The organism is uncultured Oscillibacter sp. (genome assembly GCF_950073225.1).
Taxonomy (GTDB): domain Bacteria; phylum Bacillota; class Clostridia; order Oscillospirales; family Oscillospiraceae; genus Oscillibacter.
The window spans coordinates 24,079-40,851 of record NZ_CATMPS010000020.1 but is presented as its reverse complement, the minus strand read 5'-3'; the positions used below and the strand labels follow the sequence as shown (position 1 = coordinate 40,851).

Here is a 16,773-nt window from a genome sequence, read left to right as displayed (position 1 = left end):
CGTGATTAAAACCGGGCCTTCCGCAGGACCGGAATATGAAAGGGGATCTACAACCATGGCGTTTAATTTCGATGAACTGACCCGCAAAGCAAAGGACGTAGCCAACAAGGCCGCCGACCGGACCAAGGACGCCGCGGAGCTGGTGAAGCTCAACGTGGCCATTTCCGGGGAGCAGAAAGAGATTGACAAAAACTACCGCGCCATTGGCGAGTGGTTTGTCAGCGAGTACGAGGGTGAAATCCCCGACGCGGTGCGGGAAGCCGTGGAAGCCGTCAATGCCGGCAAGGCCAAAATTGCCGAGCTGGAGGCCAGCAAGCCCGTGAAGGAAGAGCCCGCCGGGGAGGCCGAAGAAGCCCCTGCCGGAAAGAAGTGCCCCATCTGCGGCGCGGAGTCCGACAGCAAATTCTGCCCCCAGTGCGGCGCACCCATGGGCGAGTAAGCGGCCCGCCGGGATGCCCCCGCTTTGAATAAAAACGTTTTTCCGGAGAAGGCCTCCGCAGACGCCTATGCGTCATGCGGAGGCCTTCTCCTTTTGTTTCTGCGACTCGGAGACCAGGCGGATTTATCCGATTTTACCGGCCCTCAACAGGCCGGACTGCGCCCGCGGCCCTGCACACGGGCTGCTTCACAGTTCCATCCACTCGTCCTCTCCAAAACGACTGTTTCCGGCGGCTTTTGGGCTTTCGGCCTGCCCAGCTCCACGCCTTTTCCCTTTGCGGCGGCTATGTCCTCTGCCTGACGCTGTTTAATGCTGATCCGATCTTGTTCGTTTATTGTACCCGATGGCGGCGTATTTCCAGACATCACCAAGCCTTCCTCCGGCATAAGCCGGGAAAAACAGCGGATACTAGCTTTTGCCAGAGTGACATACAACCATCACTTTATCAAAGGAGTTTTTCAATATGAAGGCAACTGGAATTGTGCGCCGGATTGACGACCTTGGCCGGGTGGTCATCCCCAAGGAAATTCGCCGCACCATGCGTATCCGGGAGGGCGACCCCCTGGAGATTTACACCAGCCGGGACGGCGAGGTGATTTTCAAGAAGTACTCCCTGCTGGGCGGCGTGGAGGATTTCGCCGGGCAGCTCTGCGAGACCATGAGCCGCTCCACCGGCTGCATCTGCGCCGTGACGGACCGGGACACGGTCATCTCCGTGGCCGGAGGCGGCAAGCGGGAGCTGCTGGGCAAGCGCATCACCTCCGAGCTGGAGCAGATCATGGAAAGCCGCCGCATCTACCAGTATGACGGCGGGGGAAACCCCATCCCCGTCTGCGACGGCAGCGACAAGCTGGTCACCAACGTGGCCGCCCCCATCCTCTCCGAGGGGGATCTGCTGGGCATGGTGCTGTTCATCGGCACGACGCCGGGCATCGCCACCGGGGACACGGAATACAAGCTGGCCCAGACCATCGCCGCCTTTTTGGGGCGGCATATGGAGGCGTAAGCCCTCGATGCGCATGGGAAATGGCCCGGTCGGAAGACCGGGCCCCGCAAAGCGGGATCGCCTTTTACGGAATCCGACGCGTAATTGCGGGGCCCGCAACCCGGTGCAGGCCATTTCCCATTTTTCCAGGAGATCATACAACCTTCACTTATCTGCCGGCCAAAAGACATCATATAACTATGTAGAAATATGACCACATGCACCCCGGGTATTTTGTCACATCCTCCATTGACAGCGGGACCTTTCCAGGTGTAAGCTTTAACACAACAAAGCGATACGGAAAACGGCGTTGATGGAGAAAAGTACCGGAGGGCGTTCCGCCCCAGTGAGCGGGGGACAGTGAGAACCCCGCGCAAAGAGCCTCCGGGAAGAACACTCCGTAGCTCCAAGCTGAACCCGGGGGGTCTCTCCCTTCCCCGGCAGTAAGCGCGGCGAGTTGTGATCGTTACCTCACACGGGCTTGTTGGAGCCTTGAAGGTGACCGCCCCCGGTCAGACGGGGAGGTAAATCAGGTGGCACCGCGGATAGCAGCTATTCGTCCTGAATGTTCAGGAGATAGCTGCGTTTTTATTTTCCCAGGCGGGAAAGCCATATCAATTCGGAGGTGCTTGTTATGTGTTCGATTATGGGTTTTGAGAAAAAGGACGTCACGCGGGAGGAGCTTCAGCCCTTCTTTGCGCGCACGAAATCCCGGGGGCCGGATATGTCCCGCGTTGTGGAAACCCCAACAGGGTGGCTCTGCTTCCACCGGCTGGCCATCATGGGCCTGACCCCGGAGGGGATGCAGCCCTTCCGGCTGGGCGGGGACTATCTGGTGTGCAACGGGGAAATCTACGGTTTCCGGCCTTTGAAGCGGCAGCTTCAAGAGCGGGGCTACTCGTTTCAAAGCGGCAGCGACTGCGAGATTCTGCTGCCCCTCTACCGGGAGTACGGCCTGGAGATGTTCGCCCGGCTGGACGCGGAATTCGCCCTGGTCCTCTACGACGGGAGGACGGATTCCCTCATCGCCGCCCGGGACCCCATCGGCATCCGTCCCCTGTTTTACGGGTATGACCGGGCGGGCGGCATCGTCTTCGCCAGCGAGGCCAAGAACCTGGTGGGGCTGTGCCGGGAAATCCGCCCCTTCCCGCCGGGGCACTACTACGCCGGGGGAACCTTCGTCCGCTACGCCGATTTTACCACGGTAAGCGAATACTGCCGGGACGACCGGGAGACCGCCTGCAAGCATATTCGCGATAAGCTCATCGCCGGGGTCGACAAGCGGCTGGACGCCGACGCGCCTTTGGGCTTCCTCCTCTCCGGCGGGCTGGACTCCAGCCTGGTCTGCGCCATTTCCTCCGTCGTGCTGGGGAAGAAGATCCGAACCTTCGCCATCGGCATGGACAAGGACGCCATCGACCTCAAATACGCCCGGGAGGCGGCGGATTACATCGGGGCCGACCACACCGAGGTCTATATGACCCGGGAGGAGGTCCTGGCGACCCTGGATGAACTGATTGCCCTGCTGGGCACCTGGGACATCACCACCATCCGGGCCAGCATGGGCATGTACCTCTGCTGCAAGGCCATCCACGAGCGGACGGACGTCCGGGTGCTGCTGACCGGGGAGATTTCCGACGAGCTCTTTGGCTATAAGTACACGGACTTCGCCCCCAGCGGCGAGGAGTTCCAGAAGGAGGCAAAAAAGCGGGTGGATGAGCTTTACATGTACGACGTGCTCCGGGCGGACCGCTGCATCTCCGTCAACTCCCTGGAGGCCCGGGTGCCCTTCGGCGACCTGGATTTCGTGAAATACGTCATGTCCCTGGACCCGGAGATGAAACGGAACACCTACGGCATGGGGAAATACCTGCTCCGCCACGCCTTTGAAAAGGACCGCCTCCTGCCCGAGGGCATCCTCTGGCGGCAGAAAGCCGCCTTCTCCGACGCCGTGGGCCACTCCATGGTGGACGACCTGAAAACCTACGCCCAGGAGAAATACACGGACGGAGCGTTCGAGGCCCTGCGGCACAAGTACGATTACCACTGCCCGCCCTTCACCAAGGAGAGCCTGCTGTACCGAGAGATCTTCGAGAAGCACTACCCGGGACAGGCGGCGATGATCCGGGATTTCTGGATGCCCAACAAAGCCTGGGAGGGATGCGACGTGGACGATCCTTCCGCCCGGGCCCTGAGCAACTACGGCGCCAGCGGACAATGAACGGCCCTCTTCCGGACCGGAAGTTTAGAAGTATTACCAATTGTGTTTGCATCGTTTTATGTTACGATTTAACATAAAGGTATCATGAAACGGTACACTTCCCGATATCGGGAAGGAAGATAGTTGGAAAGAAACCCAGGAAGGGTGTCTTTCCTTTCAATCAAACGTTTTTCAACGAGTTGAAAAACGTCCAGCCTGCCGAACGCTTTCGGCAGGCATGAAATTGAGGAGGAAACGATTATGAGTACTACCTTGCATCTCCCCGAGCTCTTCGGCAGCCAGGTCTTCAACGAGGAGACCATGAAGGACCGCCTCTCCCCCGCGTCCTACGGCGCTTGGAAAACCTGCGTCACCGAGGGCACGGCCCTGGACATCTCCACCGCCAACGAAATCGCCGAGGCCATGAAGCAGTGGGCCGTGGAGCGGGGCGCCACCCACTTTACCCACTGGTTCCAGCCCATGACCGGCGTCACCGCTGAAAAGCACGACAGCTTCATCAGCCCCACCGGCGGCGGCCGGATCATGATGGAGTTCTCCGGCAAGGAGCTGGTCCGGGGCGAGCCGGACGCCTCCTCCTTCCCCTCCGGCGGCCTCCGGGCTACCTTCGAGGCCCGGGGCTACACCGCCTGGGACCCCACCTCCTTCGCCTTTTTGAAGGAGGGCTCCCTCTGCATCCCCACCATTTTCTGCTCTTACTCCGGCCAGGCCCTGGACAAGAAAATGCCCCTCCTCCGCTCCATTGAAGAGGTCAGCCGCCAGGCCATCCGCATCCTCCGCCTCTTCGGGGACACCGAGAGCCGGAAGGTCATGGCCCAGGTGGGCCCGGAGCAGGAGTATTTCCTCATTGACAAGCAGCTCTTCGGCAAGCGGAAGGACCTGCGGATGACGGGCCGGACCTTATTCGGCGCCAAGCCCCCCCGGGGCCAGGAGCTGGACGACCACTACTTCGGCGCTATCAAGCCCCGGGTGGCCGCCTACATGAAGGACCTGGACGAGACCCTGTGGGCCCTGGGCATCCCCTCCAAGACCAAGCACAACGAGGTGGCCCCCTCCCAGCACGAAATGGCCCCCATCTATACCGACGCCAACACCGCCTGCGACCAGAACCAGCTGGTGATGGAGGTGATGAAAAAGGTGGCGGACCGCCACGGCCTGGTGTGCCTCCTCCATGAAAAGCCCTTCGCCGGGGTAAACGGCTCCGGCAAGCACGACAACTGGTCCCTCTCCACCGACACGGGGAAGAACCTCTTCAAGCCCGGCTCCACCCCCAGCCAGAACGCCCGCTTCCTCCTCTTCCTGGCGGCCTTTGTCAAGGGCGTGGACGAGTACCAGGACTTCCTCCGCACCACCGTGGCCACCGCCGGAAACGACCACCGCCTGGGGGCTCAGGAGGCTCCCCCCGCCGTCCTCTCCATCTTCCTGGGGGACGAGCTGAACGCCGTGGTGGACTCCATCATCCAGGGCACCGAGTACACCGACGCCAGCAAGAAAACCCTGGAGATCGGCGTGGATGTGCTCCCCGCCATCCGCCAGGACACCACGGACCGGAACCGGACCTCCCCCATGGCCTTCACCGGCAACAAGTTCGAGTTCCGCATGCTGGGTTCCTCCCAGTCCATCTCCGGGCCCAACATCGCCCTGAACACCATCATGGCCGAGGAGCTCAAGCAGTTCGCCGACGAGCTGGAGTCCTCCGCCGACTTCCAGGCCGACCTCCAGAAGCTGATCCGCCGGACCTTCACCGAGCACCAGCGGATCATCTTCAACGGAAACGGCTACGACGGCAACTGGATTGCCGAGGCGGAACGCCGGGGCCTGGCCAACCTCAAATCCACCGCCGACGCCCTGCCCGCCTATGTCCAGCAGAAGAACATCGACCTCTTTGTCAAGCACGGCATCTACACGGAGGAGGAGGTCCGGGCCCGGTATGAGATTCATGTGGAGAACTACCGGACGGTCCTCTCCATCGAGGCCGGCACCATGATCGACATGATCCGCCACGAGATCCTCCCCGCCGTTTCCGGCTGCGCCGCGGAGCTGTGCGAGCGGGCCTTTAAAAAGAAGGAGATGGGCTCCAGCTGCCGCTACGAAACCTCCACGTCCCAGAAGCTCTCCGCCCTGACGGACACGCTGATGGACGGCTGCGCAAAGCTGGAGGCGGACCTGGCCGCCATTCCCTCCGGGGCGGAGACCGCCATGCGGTACTGCCACGACGTGCTGATCCCCGATATGACCGCCGCCCGGGAGACCGCCGACCAGCTGGAAGCTCTCACCGACGCCAAGGCGTGGCCCTTCCCGGTGTACTCGGAGCTGCTGTTCTCCGTTTAAACGGTCTCCCCAAATCCCAGAAAAACGCTCAACGGCTTTGCCGTTGAGCGTTTTTTCAAGTCTTGGGCGCGTCCCCGTTCTTATTCCACCGGCGTCCCCCGCGGTAGGGCGGGCGGCGGCGCTTGTTCTCCCCGGCGGGGCAGTCCTCCCGCTGGTCCCGCTGACCCTCCGGGCGGCTCTGCTGCTTGGGGGGGCGGGGGCTTCCCTGCTTCTTGGGGGGCTGCGGCTGAAAGGCCGGTCCCTCGGGACGGGGGGCGCTCCGGCGGCGTCCGCCCCGGTGGCGGTGGCGGGGTTTTCCGGTGTCGCTTCCCTCGATGCTCATCTTCTCCCGGCGGGGGGCCTCCGCCAGGTGGTCGTCGGTGTAATAGGAGGTGGAGAACACGGGCTGAATCAGCTCCTCCTCCTCCCGCTCCTCCACAAAGCGGGCGGTGCGCTCGGGAATCTCAATGCCCTCCCGGCTGCCCTTGCCGTTGCGGAGGACCTGGATCTCACAGGCCCGGTAGGTCTTCAAATTCTCCGGCCCGCTGTCCAGGCTGACCTTCACCCGCTCCCGCAGCAGCTCCACGCCCTTCACATTGCCCGGCCCGTCGGGGGTCTGGACGAAGGACTCCAGCTTGGGCATCCGCTTGGCGGCGTCCTCATAGGCGTTCTGCTCGTACTTGAGGCAGCACATCAGCCGCCCGCAGGTGCCGGAGATCTTGGTGGGGTTCAGGCTCAAATTCTGGGTCTTGGCCATCTTGATGGAGACCGGCATAAACCCGTCCAAAAACTGGGAGCAGCAGAAGGGCCGCCCGCAGATGCCAAGGCCCCCGATCATCTTCGCCTCGTCCCGGACGCCGATCTGCCTGAGCTCAATCCGCGCCCGGAAGACGGAAGCCAAATCCCGGACCAGCTCCCGGAAGTCCACCCGCCCGTCGGCGGTAAAGTAAAACACAATCTTGTTGCTGTCAAAGCCCACGGAGACGTTGACCAGCTTCATCTCCAGCCCGTGGTCGGCGATTTTGCCCTCGCAGATGTCGAAGGCCTCCCGCTCCCGCTTCCGGTTGTACTCCACCACCCGGAAGTCGTTTTCCGTGGCCCGGCGGACAATGGCGCTGAGGGGCTTGACGATGGCCTCGTCCGCCACCTCGTGATTCCCCTGGGTGCAGGTGGCAAACTCCAGGCCCTGGGCGGTCTGGACGATGACATTCTCCCCCATGCGGACCTGGATGCCCTTGGGGTCGAAGAAATAGGTCTTGCTGCCGCCCCGAAAGCGGACGCTGATGACTTCAGTCAAAATAACTCCTCCAATTCAGCGGCCAGGGCCCCCAGCACATGGCCGGGACCCACGTTGTAGCCGCACTCTCGCCGGTATTGTTTCATGAGCTCTATTGTGCGCACAAGCTGTGCTTTTGTCAAGCGCTTCCCCAGTTCCTCCGCAAGCGCCCGATCCCCGTCCCCCGCCGTCCCGCCGTAGGTCAGGACCAGGGCCTGGGAGAGCAGGGCCTCGCTCCGCTCCAGCAGGGCGCTCAAATTCTCCCGGCTCAGCTTCTTTTTCTCCAGCCGGACCGCCAGCTCCGCGGCGCTTCCCCGCTTGCGCCTCAGCAGGCAGCGGCAGAGGGCCTCGCCCTCCCCGTCCTCCTCCCGGCCCTGCGGGGCCTTGGGCTGGAGCTTCAGCTCCACACAGCGGGATCGCAGGGTCTGGAGCACCGCCGCCGGATTCTCCGCGCAAAAGACAAAAGCGGCATAGGGCGGCCCCTCCTCCACCAGCTTGAGAAGGACGTTCTGGTCCTGCTCCGTCAAGAGGGCGCAGTCCGGGAAAAGGTAGACCTTCCGCTCCCCCTCGTTGGGGCGGATGTAGGCGTCCCTGCGGACCTCCCGGACCACGTCCACGGCGATGAATTTGTGCTCCTCGTCCCGGACGGTAATCACGTCGGGGTGGATATCCTCCCGGACCTTCCGGCAGGCGGGGCACACGCCGCAGGGGCGGTCCCGTTCCGGCCCCACGCACTGAAAGGCGGAGGCGGCGAACCGGGCCGCGGCCAGCCGGTCCCCCGGCCCGGTGAAGAGCAGGGCGTGGGAGAGGGCTCCCCGGGCCGCGGCGGCGCGAATGCGGGAGAAAACGGGGTCAGGGTTTGCTGGGGCCATGGCGGGACTCCTTTCTCCCCGGCGGGGCTGTGCGTTTTAATAAGAAGATTGTATCACAGGCCGTCCAAAAAGGAAAGCGGGGATTTTTTCGTTTCCAGGAAGCTCCTCACTCCACCGGCCAGAGGATGTCCCGAGCCACCGGCGTGTAGAAGAGGCGCTCCACCTCTCTGCGCTCCCGGGTCTGGCCCAGAATCCACATCAGCTTGGCCGCCACGGCCTCGGTGGTCATGTCATAGGCCTCCAGCACCCCCAGCTTGTTTTTCAGGGCATGTCCCACATGGTAGACTCCCACGTCGCTGCCCTCGTTCTCCACCTGGGTGGTGATGACCAGGGTCTTCCCCGCCGCCAGAGCTTCGTCCACACAGTGGTAGAATCCCCCGGACTCGGGCAGGCCCCCCACGCCGAAGCTCTCGATGATCAGCCCGTCGTTTCGCTCCAGGAGGAAGTCCGCCGCCCCCCGGTCCATGCCGGGAAGGAGCTTTAACAGGGCCACCCGGGTGTTCAGCGTGTCATAGAACACGGGATAGGCTCCGCAGTCCTGGCGGATATAGCGCAGGAGCACCCCGTCCCGGAGGATGCCGAGATAGGGGTAGTTGATGCTGGAAAAGGCCTGGAAGCTCTTGGACCGGGTCTTCCTGGCCCGGGTGCCGGGAATGACCTTGCCGTCGAAGACAATGGAGATCCCGGGAAGGTCCTCCGACGCGCAGCGGACCGCGTCCGTCAGGTTGGTCTTGGAGTCCGTGGAGTCGAAGCCGATGGGCCTCTGCGCGCCGGTGAGGACGATGGGCTTGGGGCTTCCCTGGATCAAATAGCTCAGGGCCGCCGCCGTGTAGGCCATGGTGTCCGTACCGTGGGTGAGGACAAAGCCATCGTAACGGCCGTAGTGTTCCCGGAGGCACCGGGCCATTTGGAGCCAGTGGCCGGGGCCGATGTTGGTGCTGTCCAGGTTTAAAAGCTGGAGGCAGTCCACGGCGCAGATATCCGAAATGCCGGGAACGTGGCGCAGAAGCTGCTCCGTGGTCAGCTCCGGAGCCAGGCCTCCCTCCGTCACCTCCGAGGCGATGGTGCCGCCGGTTCCGATGAGGAGGACGCGCTTTTTGTCTTTCGTGTAAGGCATGGAGGGGACCTCCTTAAAAATTGGAACGCGAGGCGCGTTGCCAGATGAGATCGCCGCAGCGGGGGCGGAACCAGGAGGCACACGCCAATCAGACAGGCAATCCTCAGCAGGGCATAGCTCTTCTTGCAGCCCATTTCCCCGCCTCCGATATGGTTTTACATTTTTATTATACCGCTTTTGATGCGCCCCCGTCAAGCGAGAAAGGCGGCGCCCCGCCGGGCGCCGCCTTTTCCGCTATTTGCTCAGAATCAGCTTGAAATCCGCCCCCTGGGGCTCTGCCGTCACCTGGTAGCCCAGGGAACGGGCGCAGCGGGTGACGTTCTCCACCGCCACCTGGGCGTCCACCAGGACCTCCAGCCGGGCGGGCTTTTCCTTTTCCAGGGCCTTCCGGGTCATGACCACCGGAATGGGGCAGGACTGCCCTCTCGCGTCGACCATCACGCTTCCTCCTTTCCGGGAAGATGAAGCAGGCTTACCGCCAGCAGCACGGCGAAACCGATGACAACGGCGACCATGCCCGCCGTCCCAATGCCGCCCACCTGGTACACGCCGTCCGCCGCGCTGTCGGGATTCCCCGCCAGGCCGAAGTTGTGGGCGGCCGCCGCTCCCGCCACCATGCCCAGCACCGTCACGGCGGCGTCGCCGCTGCCCTCGCCCGCCAAAATCAGCTGCCGCAGGGGGCAGCCCCCCAGCAGGATGGAGCCCCAGCCCGCCAGGGCCATGCCCAGGAAGGACCAGAGGTGCTGGCTGTGGGCCACGGGCTGAGAGAGCATGGAGAGGTTATAATTTCCAAGAATGAGATTTCCCACGGTGACGGTGGCCCAAATCGCCAGGAAACCCGCCAGAAGGGTGAAATCCCGGAGCAAAAAGACATCCCGGAGCCCTCCCGCCATGCACAGGCGGCTCCTCTGGGCGAAAAAGCCCACCGCCAGCCCGGCGGCCAGGGAAATCAGCCAGAAGGCCCGCATGGACCCCGGCCCCTCCTCAGAGAACTTCAAAAGCCCCGGGGCCAGGAGAAGCAGGGCCAGCAGGCCCGCCATCACGGCGGGCAGAATCAGCCCCTCCCCCCGCTTCACCGGATAGGCCCGGCCCAGGGAAAAGCCCTTTTTCAAAAAGGCCACGCCCACCAAAATGCCCGCCAGAAAGCCCAGCAGGCCCGCCACGGCGGTCAGGTCCCCGCCGCCCAGGCGGATGACCATCCGCAGGGGGCAGCCCAGGAAGGCCAGCGCGCCAATCATCACAAACAGCCCCAGCACAAAGCGGCTGGCGGGGCAGGACCCCGCTCGGGCCTTGAACTCCCGGAAGGACAGGGCCGAGAGCATGGCTCCCAGGACGATGCCGGGAATCTCCGGGCGGAGATACTGAACCTTCCCCGCGCCGTGGAGGCCCAGGGCGCCGGCGATGTCCCGCTCAAAACAGGCGATGCAAAAGCCCATGTTCTTGGGGTTCCCGGCGGCGGTCAGGATCAGCGCCGCCGCGCCCACCACAACCCCAGCCAGGATCATCAGGCCATAGCGGCGGGCAAAGGTGTTTTCTTTCATAAAGTTCCTCCTCAATCTGCTATTCTTTCTTTAGAATAACACTTTTCGGAAAAAGGACCCCTCAAAGGGTCAGCGCATGGAAGCCCGCTGCCTCGATGCCCGCCTCCCGGAAGCGGCGTTCCAGAATCTCCCGCAGCTCCGGCGGGGCGGACCAGGCCAGCCCGCAGTCGGAGGTAACGCTCCGGGGAACGGAGATCAGCTTTCCCTCCAGCCCCTCCCGGCGGCAGAGGCGCTCCGCCGCCATGGCTCCGGCAGTGGTGTGGAAGGACACCACGCAGCGCGGAATCCGCCGTCGCATAAAAGGCCCTCCTCCTCGTTATTCTTTTATAAGAATAACATATCTTTCCTCCGGCGGCAAGTCTTTTTTCGAAAAGGTCAACCTATTTTTGTTTTTTCACACTTCAGCCAAACGCAGCCCTCTTTTTCGGTCGGAATCACCAAGTATTTTGCGCCTCTTCCCCTCCGCGCCGCATAATCCCCGCTCCTTTGGGAATCCTTTTCCAGGGAAGCAATGCCAGTCGTTTCAAGCGGTTTGGAAAAGAGATGCTTTATTATCAAAAATTCACAACGGCCCTTTCAAATTGTTGTTTGAAATGATGATTGCCAAAAACTTCACGCTGTGATACTATTACTTCTGGAAAACACCCAAACAAATCGTTTACGCAATCGTTTATATGGCATTCCGGTACAATTTGTACCCAAAATTCGAAAGGAGTTCCTGTATTATGAAAGCGAAAATCGGCATCAATGGTTTTGGCCGCATCGGCCGCATCGTGTTCCGCGCCGCCCTGAAGCGCGACGACGTCGAGGTCGTCGGCTTGAACGACCCCTTCATGAATCCCGAGTATATGGCCTACATGCTGAAGTATGACAGCGTGCACGGCAAGTTCCCCGGCGAGGTCTCCTACACCGCCGACGCCCTGGTGGTGGACGGCAAGGAGTTCAAGGTCTTCACCGCCAAGGAAGTTTCCGACATTCCCTGGAGCACCGTCGGCGCGGAGTATATCTGCGAGTGCACCGGCCAGCACCTGGAAAAGAGCAAGTGCGAGGGCCACATCAAGGCCGGAGCCAAGCACGTCATCATGGGAGCCCCCTCCAAGGACGACACCCCGATGTTCGTCATGGGCGTGAACAATAAAAAGTACACCTCCGACATGACCTATGTCTCCAACGCCTCCTGCACCACCAACTGCCTGGCCCCCATCGCCAAGGTTCTGAATGAGAAGTTCGGCATCGTCGAGGGCCTGATGACCACCGTCCACTCCGTCACCCCCACCCAGAAGCTGCTGGACGGCGCTTCCATGAAGGACTGGCGGGGCGGCCGCGCGGCCACCGGCAACATCATCCCCTCCTCCACCGGCGCGGCCAAGGCCGTGGGCAAGGTCATCCCCGAGCTGAACGGCAAGCTGACCGGCATCTCCATGCGCGTTCCCACCCTGGACGTGTCCGTGGTGGACCTGACCGCCCGCCTGGAAAAGCCCGCCAGCTATGAGGACATCTGCAAGGCCATGAAGGAAGCCAGCGAGGGCGAGCTGAAGGGCATCCTCGGCTACACCGACGAGGACGTGGTCTCCAGCGACTTCCTGGGCTGCCCCCTCACCTCCATCTTCGACAAGAAGGCCGGCCTCAGCCTGACCGACAACTTTGTCAAGGTCGTCTCCTGGTACGACAACGAAACCGGCTACGCCAACAAGATGGTGGAGCTGATCGCCTATATGTTCTCTGTGGACAACAAGTAAGGATTTCCATGAACCAGGTCCCGCCGTTTTCAGAACGGCGGGACCTTTTTTGAAGATTGGAAAATTTTTTGTTGCCATTTGGGAAAGAATATAGTAGAATACAAAGGCAGTCCTCCGCAGGCAGCTGCGGAGCCGGTCTCGCGCAATGAAGCTCTGCGAACCATGTCAGGCGGGGAACCGAGCAGCATTAAGCGGAATGTTTCATGTGCCGCGAGGCAACCGGCTCCGCAGCTGCGTGTGGAGGATTTCCTTTTCTTTAGCCTTATACCAAGGCTTAGCGGTTTGAAGAACCGGCGGGCGGCTTGAGCGCTCCCGCTGGGAGGAAGGAGGGGACCAGGCCCGTGTATCAGGCCCTCTATCGAAAGTGGCGGCCCAAGGCCTTTGCCGACGTCATCGGCCAGGAGCACATTACCGAGACCCTCCGCCGCCAGGTGGCCGAGGGCCGGACCTCCCACGCCTACCTCTTCACCGGCACCCGGGGCACCGGGAAAACCACCTGCGCCAAGATTCTCGCCAAGGCCGTGAACTGCGAGGCCCCCGTGGACGGAGACCCCTGCGGCAAGTGTCCCTCCTGCGTGGGCATCGACAGTGGCGGCTTCCTGGACGTTTTGGAGCTGGACGCCGCCTCCAACAACGGCGTGGACCAGGTCCGGGCCCTCCGGGACGAAGCGGTTTACTCCCCCGCCAACGTGAAAAAGCGGGTTTACATCGTGGACGAGGTTCACATGCTCTCCACCGCCGCCTTCAACGCGCTGCTGAAAATCCTGGAGGAGCCGCCGGAGCACCTGATGTTCATCCTGGCCACCACGGAGCTTCACAAGGTCCCCGCCACCATCCTCTCTCGCTGCCAGCGGTTCTCCTTCCGGCGCATCCGGCCGGAGGACGCGGCCCGGCGGCTGAGCTATGTGGCGGAACAGGAGTCCATTGACCTCCGGCCCGACGGGGCGGAGCTTTTAAGCCGCCTGGCGGACGGAGCTCTGCGGGACGGGCTGAGCCTTTTGGACCAGTGCGCCGCCGCCGGAGGGACCATTGACGCCGCCGCGGTGCTGGACGTGCTGGGGCTGGCGGGAAACCTCCAGACCGCCCGGCTGATGGAATTGATTTTGAGCCGGGACGCCCAGGGGGCCCTCCTCCTGCTGGACGAGCTCTACAAGGGCGGCAAGGACATGGGGGCGGTGCTCTCGGAGCTGTCCACCCTCACAAGGGACCTGCTCCTCCAAAAGACCGCCCCCAAGGGCGGCGCGGCCCTGCTCTCCGGCGGCTACGACGCCGCCGCCCTGGACCGCCTGGGAAAGGGCGTGCCCGCCGGGCGCTTCCTGCACCTGGCTTCCACCCTGCAAAAGGCCTCGGCGGAGCTGTACGCCAGCGCCAACCGCCGCTTGGATGCGGAGCTGTGCCTTCTGCGCCTGTGCGACGAAAGCCTTTCCGGGGACCTGACGGCCCTGGAAGCCCGGATCGCCCGGCTGGAGGACAATCAAGCCGCCCGGGCGGCGCTGGCCCAGCGGCCCGGGGCCGCGCCGCCGGAGCAGGCCCCGCCGCCTCATAAGGAGCCGCCCGCCCCGCCCAAATTTCCGGACCCGCCTCCCTGGGACGAGCCTCCCCTGCCGGAGGAACCGCCCATGACGGACGAGCCGGGACAGCGAGTCTATGACATCCCCGAGGCTCCGCCGCTCCCGCCGGAGCCTCCGAAGCCCTTCTCAGCGCCCCAGGCCCCGGCGGCCCCCGCCGCCGGAAACGCCCCCGCCAGAGCGGTGGACGGCGGCTGGTGGCGGACCCTGGCGGAGAACTGCAAGAACCGCCTCTCCCCCATGTACCGGCCCTTCCTGGGCATGTGCTCCGGCTTTTTGGAGGGGGACCTGCTGACGGTCTGCGCCCCGGACGACCTGACCCTGGGCCGCCTGGACAACAACCGGGTCCGGGAGATCCTGGAGCAGGAGGCGGAGGCCCTCACCGGCAGCCCGGTGCGGCTCATACTCCGCACCGGGGAGGCCCCGAAGTCCTCCCCGGAGGAGAACCTGAAAAATCTGGTGGCCTTTGGCCGGCAGTTTGACAACATTGAAATCACAGAATAAAGGAGAAGATCACCATGGGATACAGCGCCCGCCGCGGATTCACCAGCGGCAATATGAAAGCCACCGGCGCCCAGCGCCAGGCTGCCGTCCAGCAGCAGATCGCCCAGATGCAGGAGGCCATGAACGCCGCCCAGACGGAGGTGGAAAACCGCTCCTTCACCGCCAGCGTGGGCGGCGGGGCTGTGGAGGCCGTGGCCAGCGGCAAGAAGGAATTGACCTCCCTCACCATCAAGCCCGAGGCGGTGGACCCGGAGGACGTGGAGATGCTTCAGGATCTGGTGGTCTCCGCCGTCAACGAGGCCCTGCGCCAGGCCGGGGACGCCATGGACAAGGCCATGGACAGCATCACCGGCGGGCTGAACCTGGGGGGCCTGGGACTTTGAGCGGGAAGGACGGGGCCGTGACGGCTCCGTCCTTTTTTAAGGAGGTTTTATGAAACGAGTAAAGCGCCTTTGGGCGGCGGTCCTGGCCCTGGTCCTGCTGGCGGGCTGCGCCCCCGGACGGACGGAGCCCCTGCCCTACCCGGAGCCCGCCGCCTCCGAGCCGGGGAAGACCATCGCCTATGTCCCCCTGGACGACCGGCCCGACAACGTGGAGCGGGTGGTGTATCTGGCGGAGTCCCTGGGCTATGCCCTGGCCATGCCGGAGAAGGTCCTGTACCGCACGGCCCTGGACGGCCAGCCGAAAAACTTCGACAGCCTCCAGCGGGGGGAGCCCTGGTCCCTGTTCACCTGGGTGCTGGAGCAGGAGGCGGCGGGGTGCGACCGCTATATTCTCTCCCTGGACCAGCTGCACTCCGGGGGGCTGGTGGCCTCCCGGTCTATGACAGGGTACGACATCGAGCTTCCCGGCGGCGGGACCGTTCAGGTGCACTCCATGCTGAAGAAGCTTTTGACGGCCCTCTCCGCCGATGAAAACAATGTCGTCTGGCTGCTGGATTCTGTCATGCGGCTGGCCCCCACCGTGGGCTATGAGGGCGGTACCCTGGAGGACTACAATGCCATCCGGGCCTTCGGAGCCCTGCCCCGGCGGACACTGGAGGGGGACGCGCTGAATCTGGAGGACATTGGCGAGAGTTACTGGTGGGGGCCCAATGGGGAAAACCTCCGCTCCCAGACGAAGGAGGCGGGCGACTATGAGGCCGCCCGCCGGCACGTACGCTCCCGGGACCGGAAAATGACGCTCTCTTATGTGGTGCAGGATACGCTGAGCAAACCCGGCTATGAGAACTTCCGGCTGTTAACCGGCATCGACGACTCCTCCCTGGAGGACTGCATTCAGAAAAATGAGATTGCCTACCTCCGCCAGGGGCTTCGAACGGACAGCGAGGGGAAGCAGCTGGACTGGCTCCTCTCCGGGGTGGACGATCTGGCCTTCAAGGCCGTGGCCCGGCTGTATCTGGACGAGACGGGCTGGACGGGGGCGCGGACGGCGGTCACTTACCTCGGCGGAACGGAGGACCGGCCCGCCTGTGAGTACGACTTCCAGCCCCTGACGGAAATCATGGAAGAACACCTGGCCTTCTTCGATTTGCGGGAGGCCGACACTGCGGAGCTGCAAATTCTGGTACTGACCCAGCCGGAGGACCCGGACCAAATGAACGCTTACCGCAAACATCTCATAGAGGCCCTGCGGGACTACAGGAAGGCCCGGCGGCCCGCCATCCTCATCGACGCCAGCAACGGGACCTATGGCACGGTGGTCTATGAGGCGCTGACCAGGGACACGGAACTGGGATATCTCACCGCCTACTCCGGCATGCTGGACATGGCCATCGTCACCGGCACCGCCCTGAGCCACGGCGTTGCCCGGTACGCCGTTTTGAAAAACGGGGGCGGCACCGACGCCTGTGACCGGGCCTGGGCCCGTACTTTGGCGGACAGCATCCTGAAGGACTTCTGCTACAAGGGCGTGGTGCGGAACGAACTGCTCGGCTATATCCGAAACGACCTGGGCGGGGACCCCAACAACTTCTGGGCCCCGGACCTGGACCGGGAGGACCTGCTCCAGCGCCTGGAAGAAGGTATGAAAAAAGAGACTTCCGCCGCAATCAAAAACCTGGAGCGGAGCCGTCTTATCACGTCGCTGGAACCCTATGCGGAAAAAAACTGGGGCGGCATCGCCCTGGAGAACTACCGCTTCCCCTGGGACCGGGCCTTTGAGATCGGCATGGACATCCGGCTGGGGGAATTCCAGTGAAGGCC

At 63.2% G+C, this 16,773-nt stretch carries 13 protein-coding genes, 1 other RNA gene, 1 pseudogene and 1 other annotated feature; of the genes and pseudogenes, 9 read left to right on the top strand and 6 right to left on the bottom strand.

The features are described from left to right. The first annotated feature begins 55 nt into the window (after positions 1–55). From Q1M04_RS10585 to Q1M04_RS10570, 4 genes are all read left to right on the top strand, one after another. Entirely contained in the window at positions 56–439 is a 384-nt protein-coding gene (locus tag Q1M04_RS10585; RefSeq protein WP_293279006.1) for a zinc ribbon domain-containing protein, read from the top strand. Between the two features lie 463 nt (positions 440–902). After that, positions 903–1,445 carry a stage V sporulation T C-terminal domain-containing protein gene (locus tag Q1M04_RS10580; protein WP_295756628.1) on the top strand — a complete coding sequence of 181 codons (543 nt, stop codon included), beginning with the start codon at positions 903–905 and terminating at the stop codon, positions 1,443–1,445. Positions 1,446–1,725: 280 nt separating this feature from the next. Next, positions 1,726–1,991 (top strand) — a binding site (T-box leader). 67 nt (positions 1,992–2,058) lie between these two features. Continuing rightward, on the top strand, positions 2,059–3,645 hold the full coding sequence (gene asnB / locus Q1M04_RS10575; RefSeq protein WP_297999071.1) for an asparagine synthase B: 1,587 nt from the start codon (positions 2,059–2,061) through the stop codon (positions 3,643–3,645). Positions 3,646–3,885: 240 nt separating this feature from the next. Next, a complete protein-coding gene (locus tag Q1M04_RS10570) occupies positions 3,886–5,973 on the top strand; it encodes a glutamine synthetase III (protein WP_297999068.1) in 2,088 nt (695 codons plus the stop codon). A gap of 442 nt (positions 5,974–6,415) precedes the next feature. Here the strand turns inward: Q1M04_RS10570 and Q1M04_RS10565 are convergent. The 6 genes and pseudogenes from Q1M04_RS10565 to Q1M04_RS10540 form a co-directional block, all read right to left on the bottom strand. After that, positions 6,416–7,249: pseudogene (locus Q1M04_RS10565) on the bottom strand (stage 0 sporulation family protein); the annotation flags it as partial. Beyond that, positions 7,246–8,100: a DNA polymerase III subunit delta' gene (locus Q1M04_RS10560; RefSeq protein ID WP_297999062.1), complete on the bottom strand. Its 855-nt coding sequence runs from the start codon at positions 8,098–8,100 to the stop codon at positions 7,246–7,248. The gene Q1M04_RS10560 and the pseudogene Q1M04_RS10565, both read right to left, overlap by 4 nt. Before the next feature lie 106 nt (positions 8,101–8,206). Next, positions 8,207–9,217: an asparaginase gene (locus Q1M04_RS10555; protein ID WP_293279685.1), complete on the bottom strand. Its 1,011-nt coding sequence runs from the start codon at positions 9,215–9,217 to the stop codon at positions 8,207–8,209. 234 nt (positions 9,218–9,451) lie between these two features. Next, complete coding sequence (locus Q1M04_RS10550; protein ID WP_297999059.1) at positions 9,452–9,655, bottom strand: sulfurtransferase TusA family protein; 204 nt, start codon at positions 9,653–9,655, stop codon at positions 9,452–9,454. Beyond that, the gene (gene yedE, locus Q1M04_RS10545; RefSeq protein ID WP_297999057.1) at positions 9,655–10,758 is read right to left on the bottom strand and encodes a YedE family putative selenium transporter; all 1,104 of its coding nucleotides are present in this window, start codon (positions 10,756–10,758) and stop codon (positions 9,655–9,657) included. The genes Q1M04_RS10550 and yedE overlap by 1 nt, the downstream gene beginning before the upstream one ends. Before the next feature lie 61 nt (positions 10,759–10,819). After that, on the bottom strand, positions 10,820–11,056 hold the full coding sequence (locus Q1M04_RS10540) for a DUF3343 domain-containing protein (RefSeq protein WP_293279688.1): 237 nt from the start codon (positions 11,054–11,056) through the stop codon (positions 10,820–10,822). Between the two features lie 427 nt (positions 11,057–11,483). Here Q1M04_RS10540 and gap point away from each other — a divergent pair, with 427 nt between their 5' ends. The 5 genes from gap to Q1M04_RS10515 all read left to right on the top strand — a co-directional run bounded on the left by gap (position 11,484) and on the right by Q1M04_RS10515 (position 16,768). Beyond that, positions 11,484–12,497, top strand: a complete 1,014-nt coding sequence (gene gap / locus Q1M04_RS10535; protein ID WP_295756612.1) for a type I glyceraldehyde-3-phosphate dehydrogenase — start codon at positions 11,484–11,486, stop codon at positions 12,495–12,497. A 129-nt stretch (positions 12,498–12,626) separates the two neighbouring features. Next, positions 12,627–12,726, top strand: an RNA gene (gene ffs, locus Q1M04_RS10530) — signal recognition particle sRNA small type. Positions 12,727–12,838: 112 nt separating this feature from the next. Further along, a complete protein-coding gene (gene dnaX, locus Q1M04_RS10525; protein WP_297999055.1) occupies positions 12,839–14,569 on the top strand; it encodes a DNA polymerase III subunit gamma/tau in 1,731 nt (576 codons plus the stop codon). A gap of 14 nt (positions 14,570–14,583) precedes the next feature. Next, complete coding sequence (locus Q1M04_RS10520) at positions 14,584–14,952, top strand: YbaB/EbfC family nucleoid-associated protein (RefSeq protein ID WP_295756608.1); 369 nt, start codon at positions 14,584–14,586, stop codon at positions 14,950–14,952. 49 nt (positions 14,953–15,001) lie between these two features. After that, the gene (locus tag Q1M04_RS10515; protein WP_297999053.1) at positions 15,002–16,768 is read left to right on the top strand and encodes a DUF4127 family protein; all 1,767 of its coding nucleotides are present in this window, start codon (positions 15,002–15,004) and stop codon (positions 16,766–16,768) included. The last annotated feature ends 5 nt before the right edge of the window (positions 16,769–16,773 follow it).

Excerpts from the sequence above, each read along its gene's own strand:
- Q1M04_RS10585 (WP_293279006.1), top strand. The coding sequence starts at position 56 with ATGGCGTTTAATTTCGATGAACTGACCCGCAAAGCAAAGGACGTAGCC.
- Q1M04_RS10580 (WP_295756628.1), top strand. The coding sequence starts at position 903 with ATGAAGGCAACTGGAATTGTGCGCCGGATTGACGACCTTGGCCGGGTG.
- asnB (WP_297999071.1), top strand. The coding sequence starts at position 2,059 with ATGTGTTCGATTATGGGTTTTGAGAAAAAGGACGTCACGCGGGAGGAG.
- Q1M04_RS10570 (WP_297999068.1), top strand. The coding sequence starts at position 3,886 with ATGAGTACTACCTTGCATCTCCCCGAGCTCTTCGGCAGCCAGGTCTTC.
- Q1M04_RS10560 (WP_297999062.1), bottom strand. The coding sequence starts at position 8,100 with ATGGCCCCAGCAAACCCTGACCCCGTTTTCTCCCGCATTCGCGCCGCC.
- Q1M04_RS10555 (WP_293279685.1), bottom strand. The coding sequence starts at position 9,217 with ATGCCTTACACGAAAGACAAAAAGCGCGTCCTCCTCATCGGAACCGGC.
- Q1M04_RS10550 (WP_297999059.1), bottom strand. The coding sequence starts at position 9,655 with ATGGTCGACGCGAGAGGGCAGTCCTGCCCCATTCCGGTGGTCATGACC.
- yedE (WP_297999057.1), bottom strand. The coding sequence starts at position 10,758 with ATGAAAGAAAACACCTTTGCCCGCCGCTATGGCCTGATGATCCTGGCT.
- Q1M04_RS10540 (WP_293279688.1), bottom strand. The coding sequence starts at position 11,056 with ATGCGACGGCGGATTCCGCGCTGCGTGGTGTCCTTCCACACCACTGCC.
- gap (WP_295756612.1), top strand. The coding sequence starts at position 11,484 with ATGAAAGCGAAAATCGGCATCAATGGTTTTGGCCGCATCGGCCGCATC.
- Q1M04_RS10520 (WP_295756608.1), top strand. The coding sequence starts at position 14,584 with ATGGGATACAGCGCCCGCCGCGGATTCACCAGCGGCAATATGAAAGCC.
- Q1M04_RS10515 (WP_297999053.1), top strand. The coding sequence starts at position 15,002 with ATGAAACGAGTAAAGCGCCTTTGGGCGGCGGTCCTGGCCCTGGTCCTG.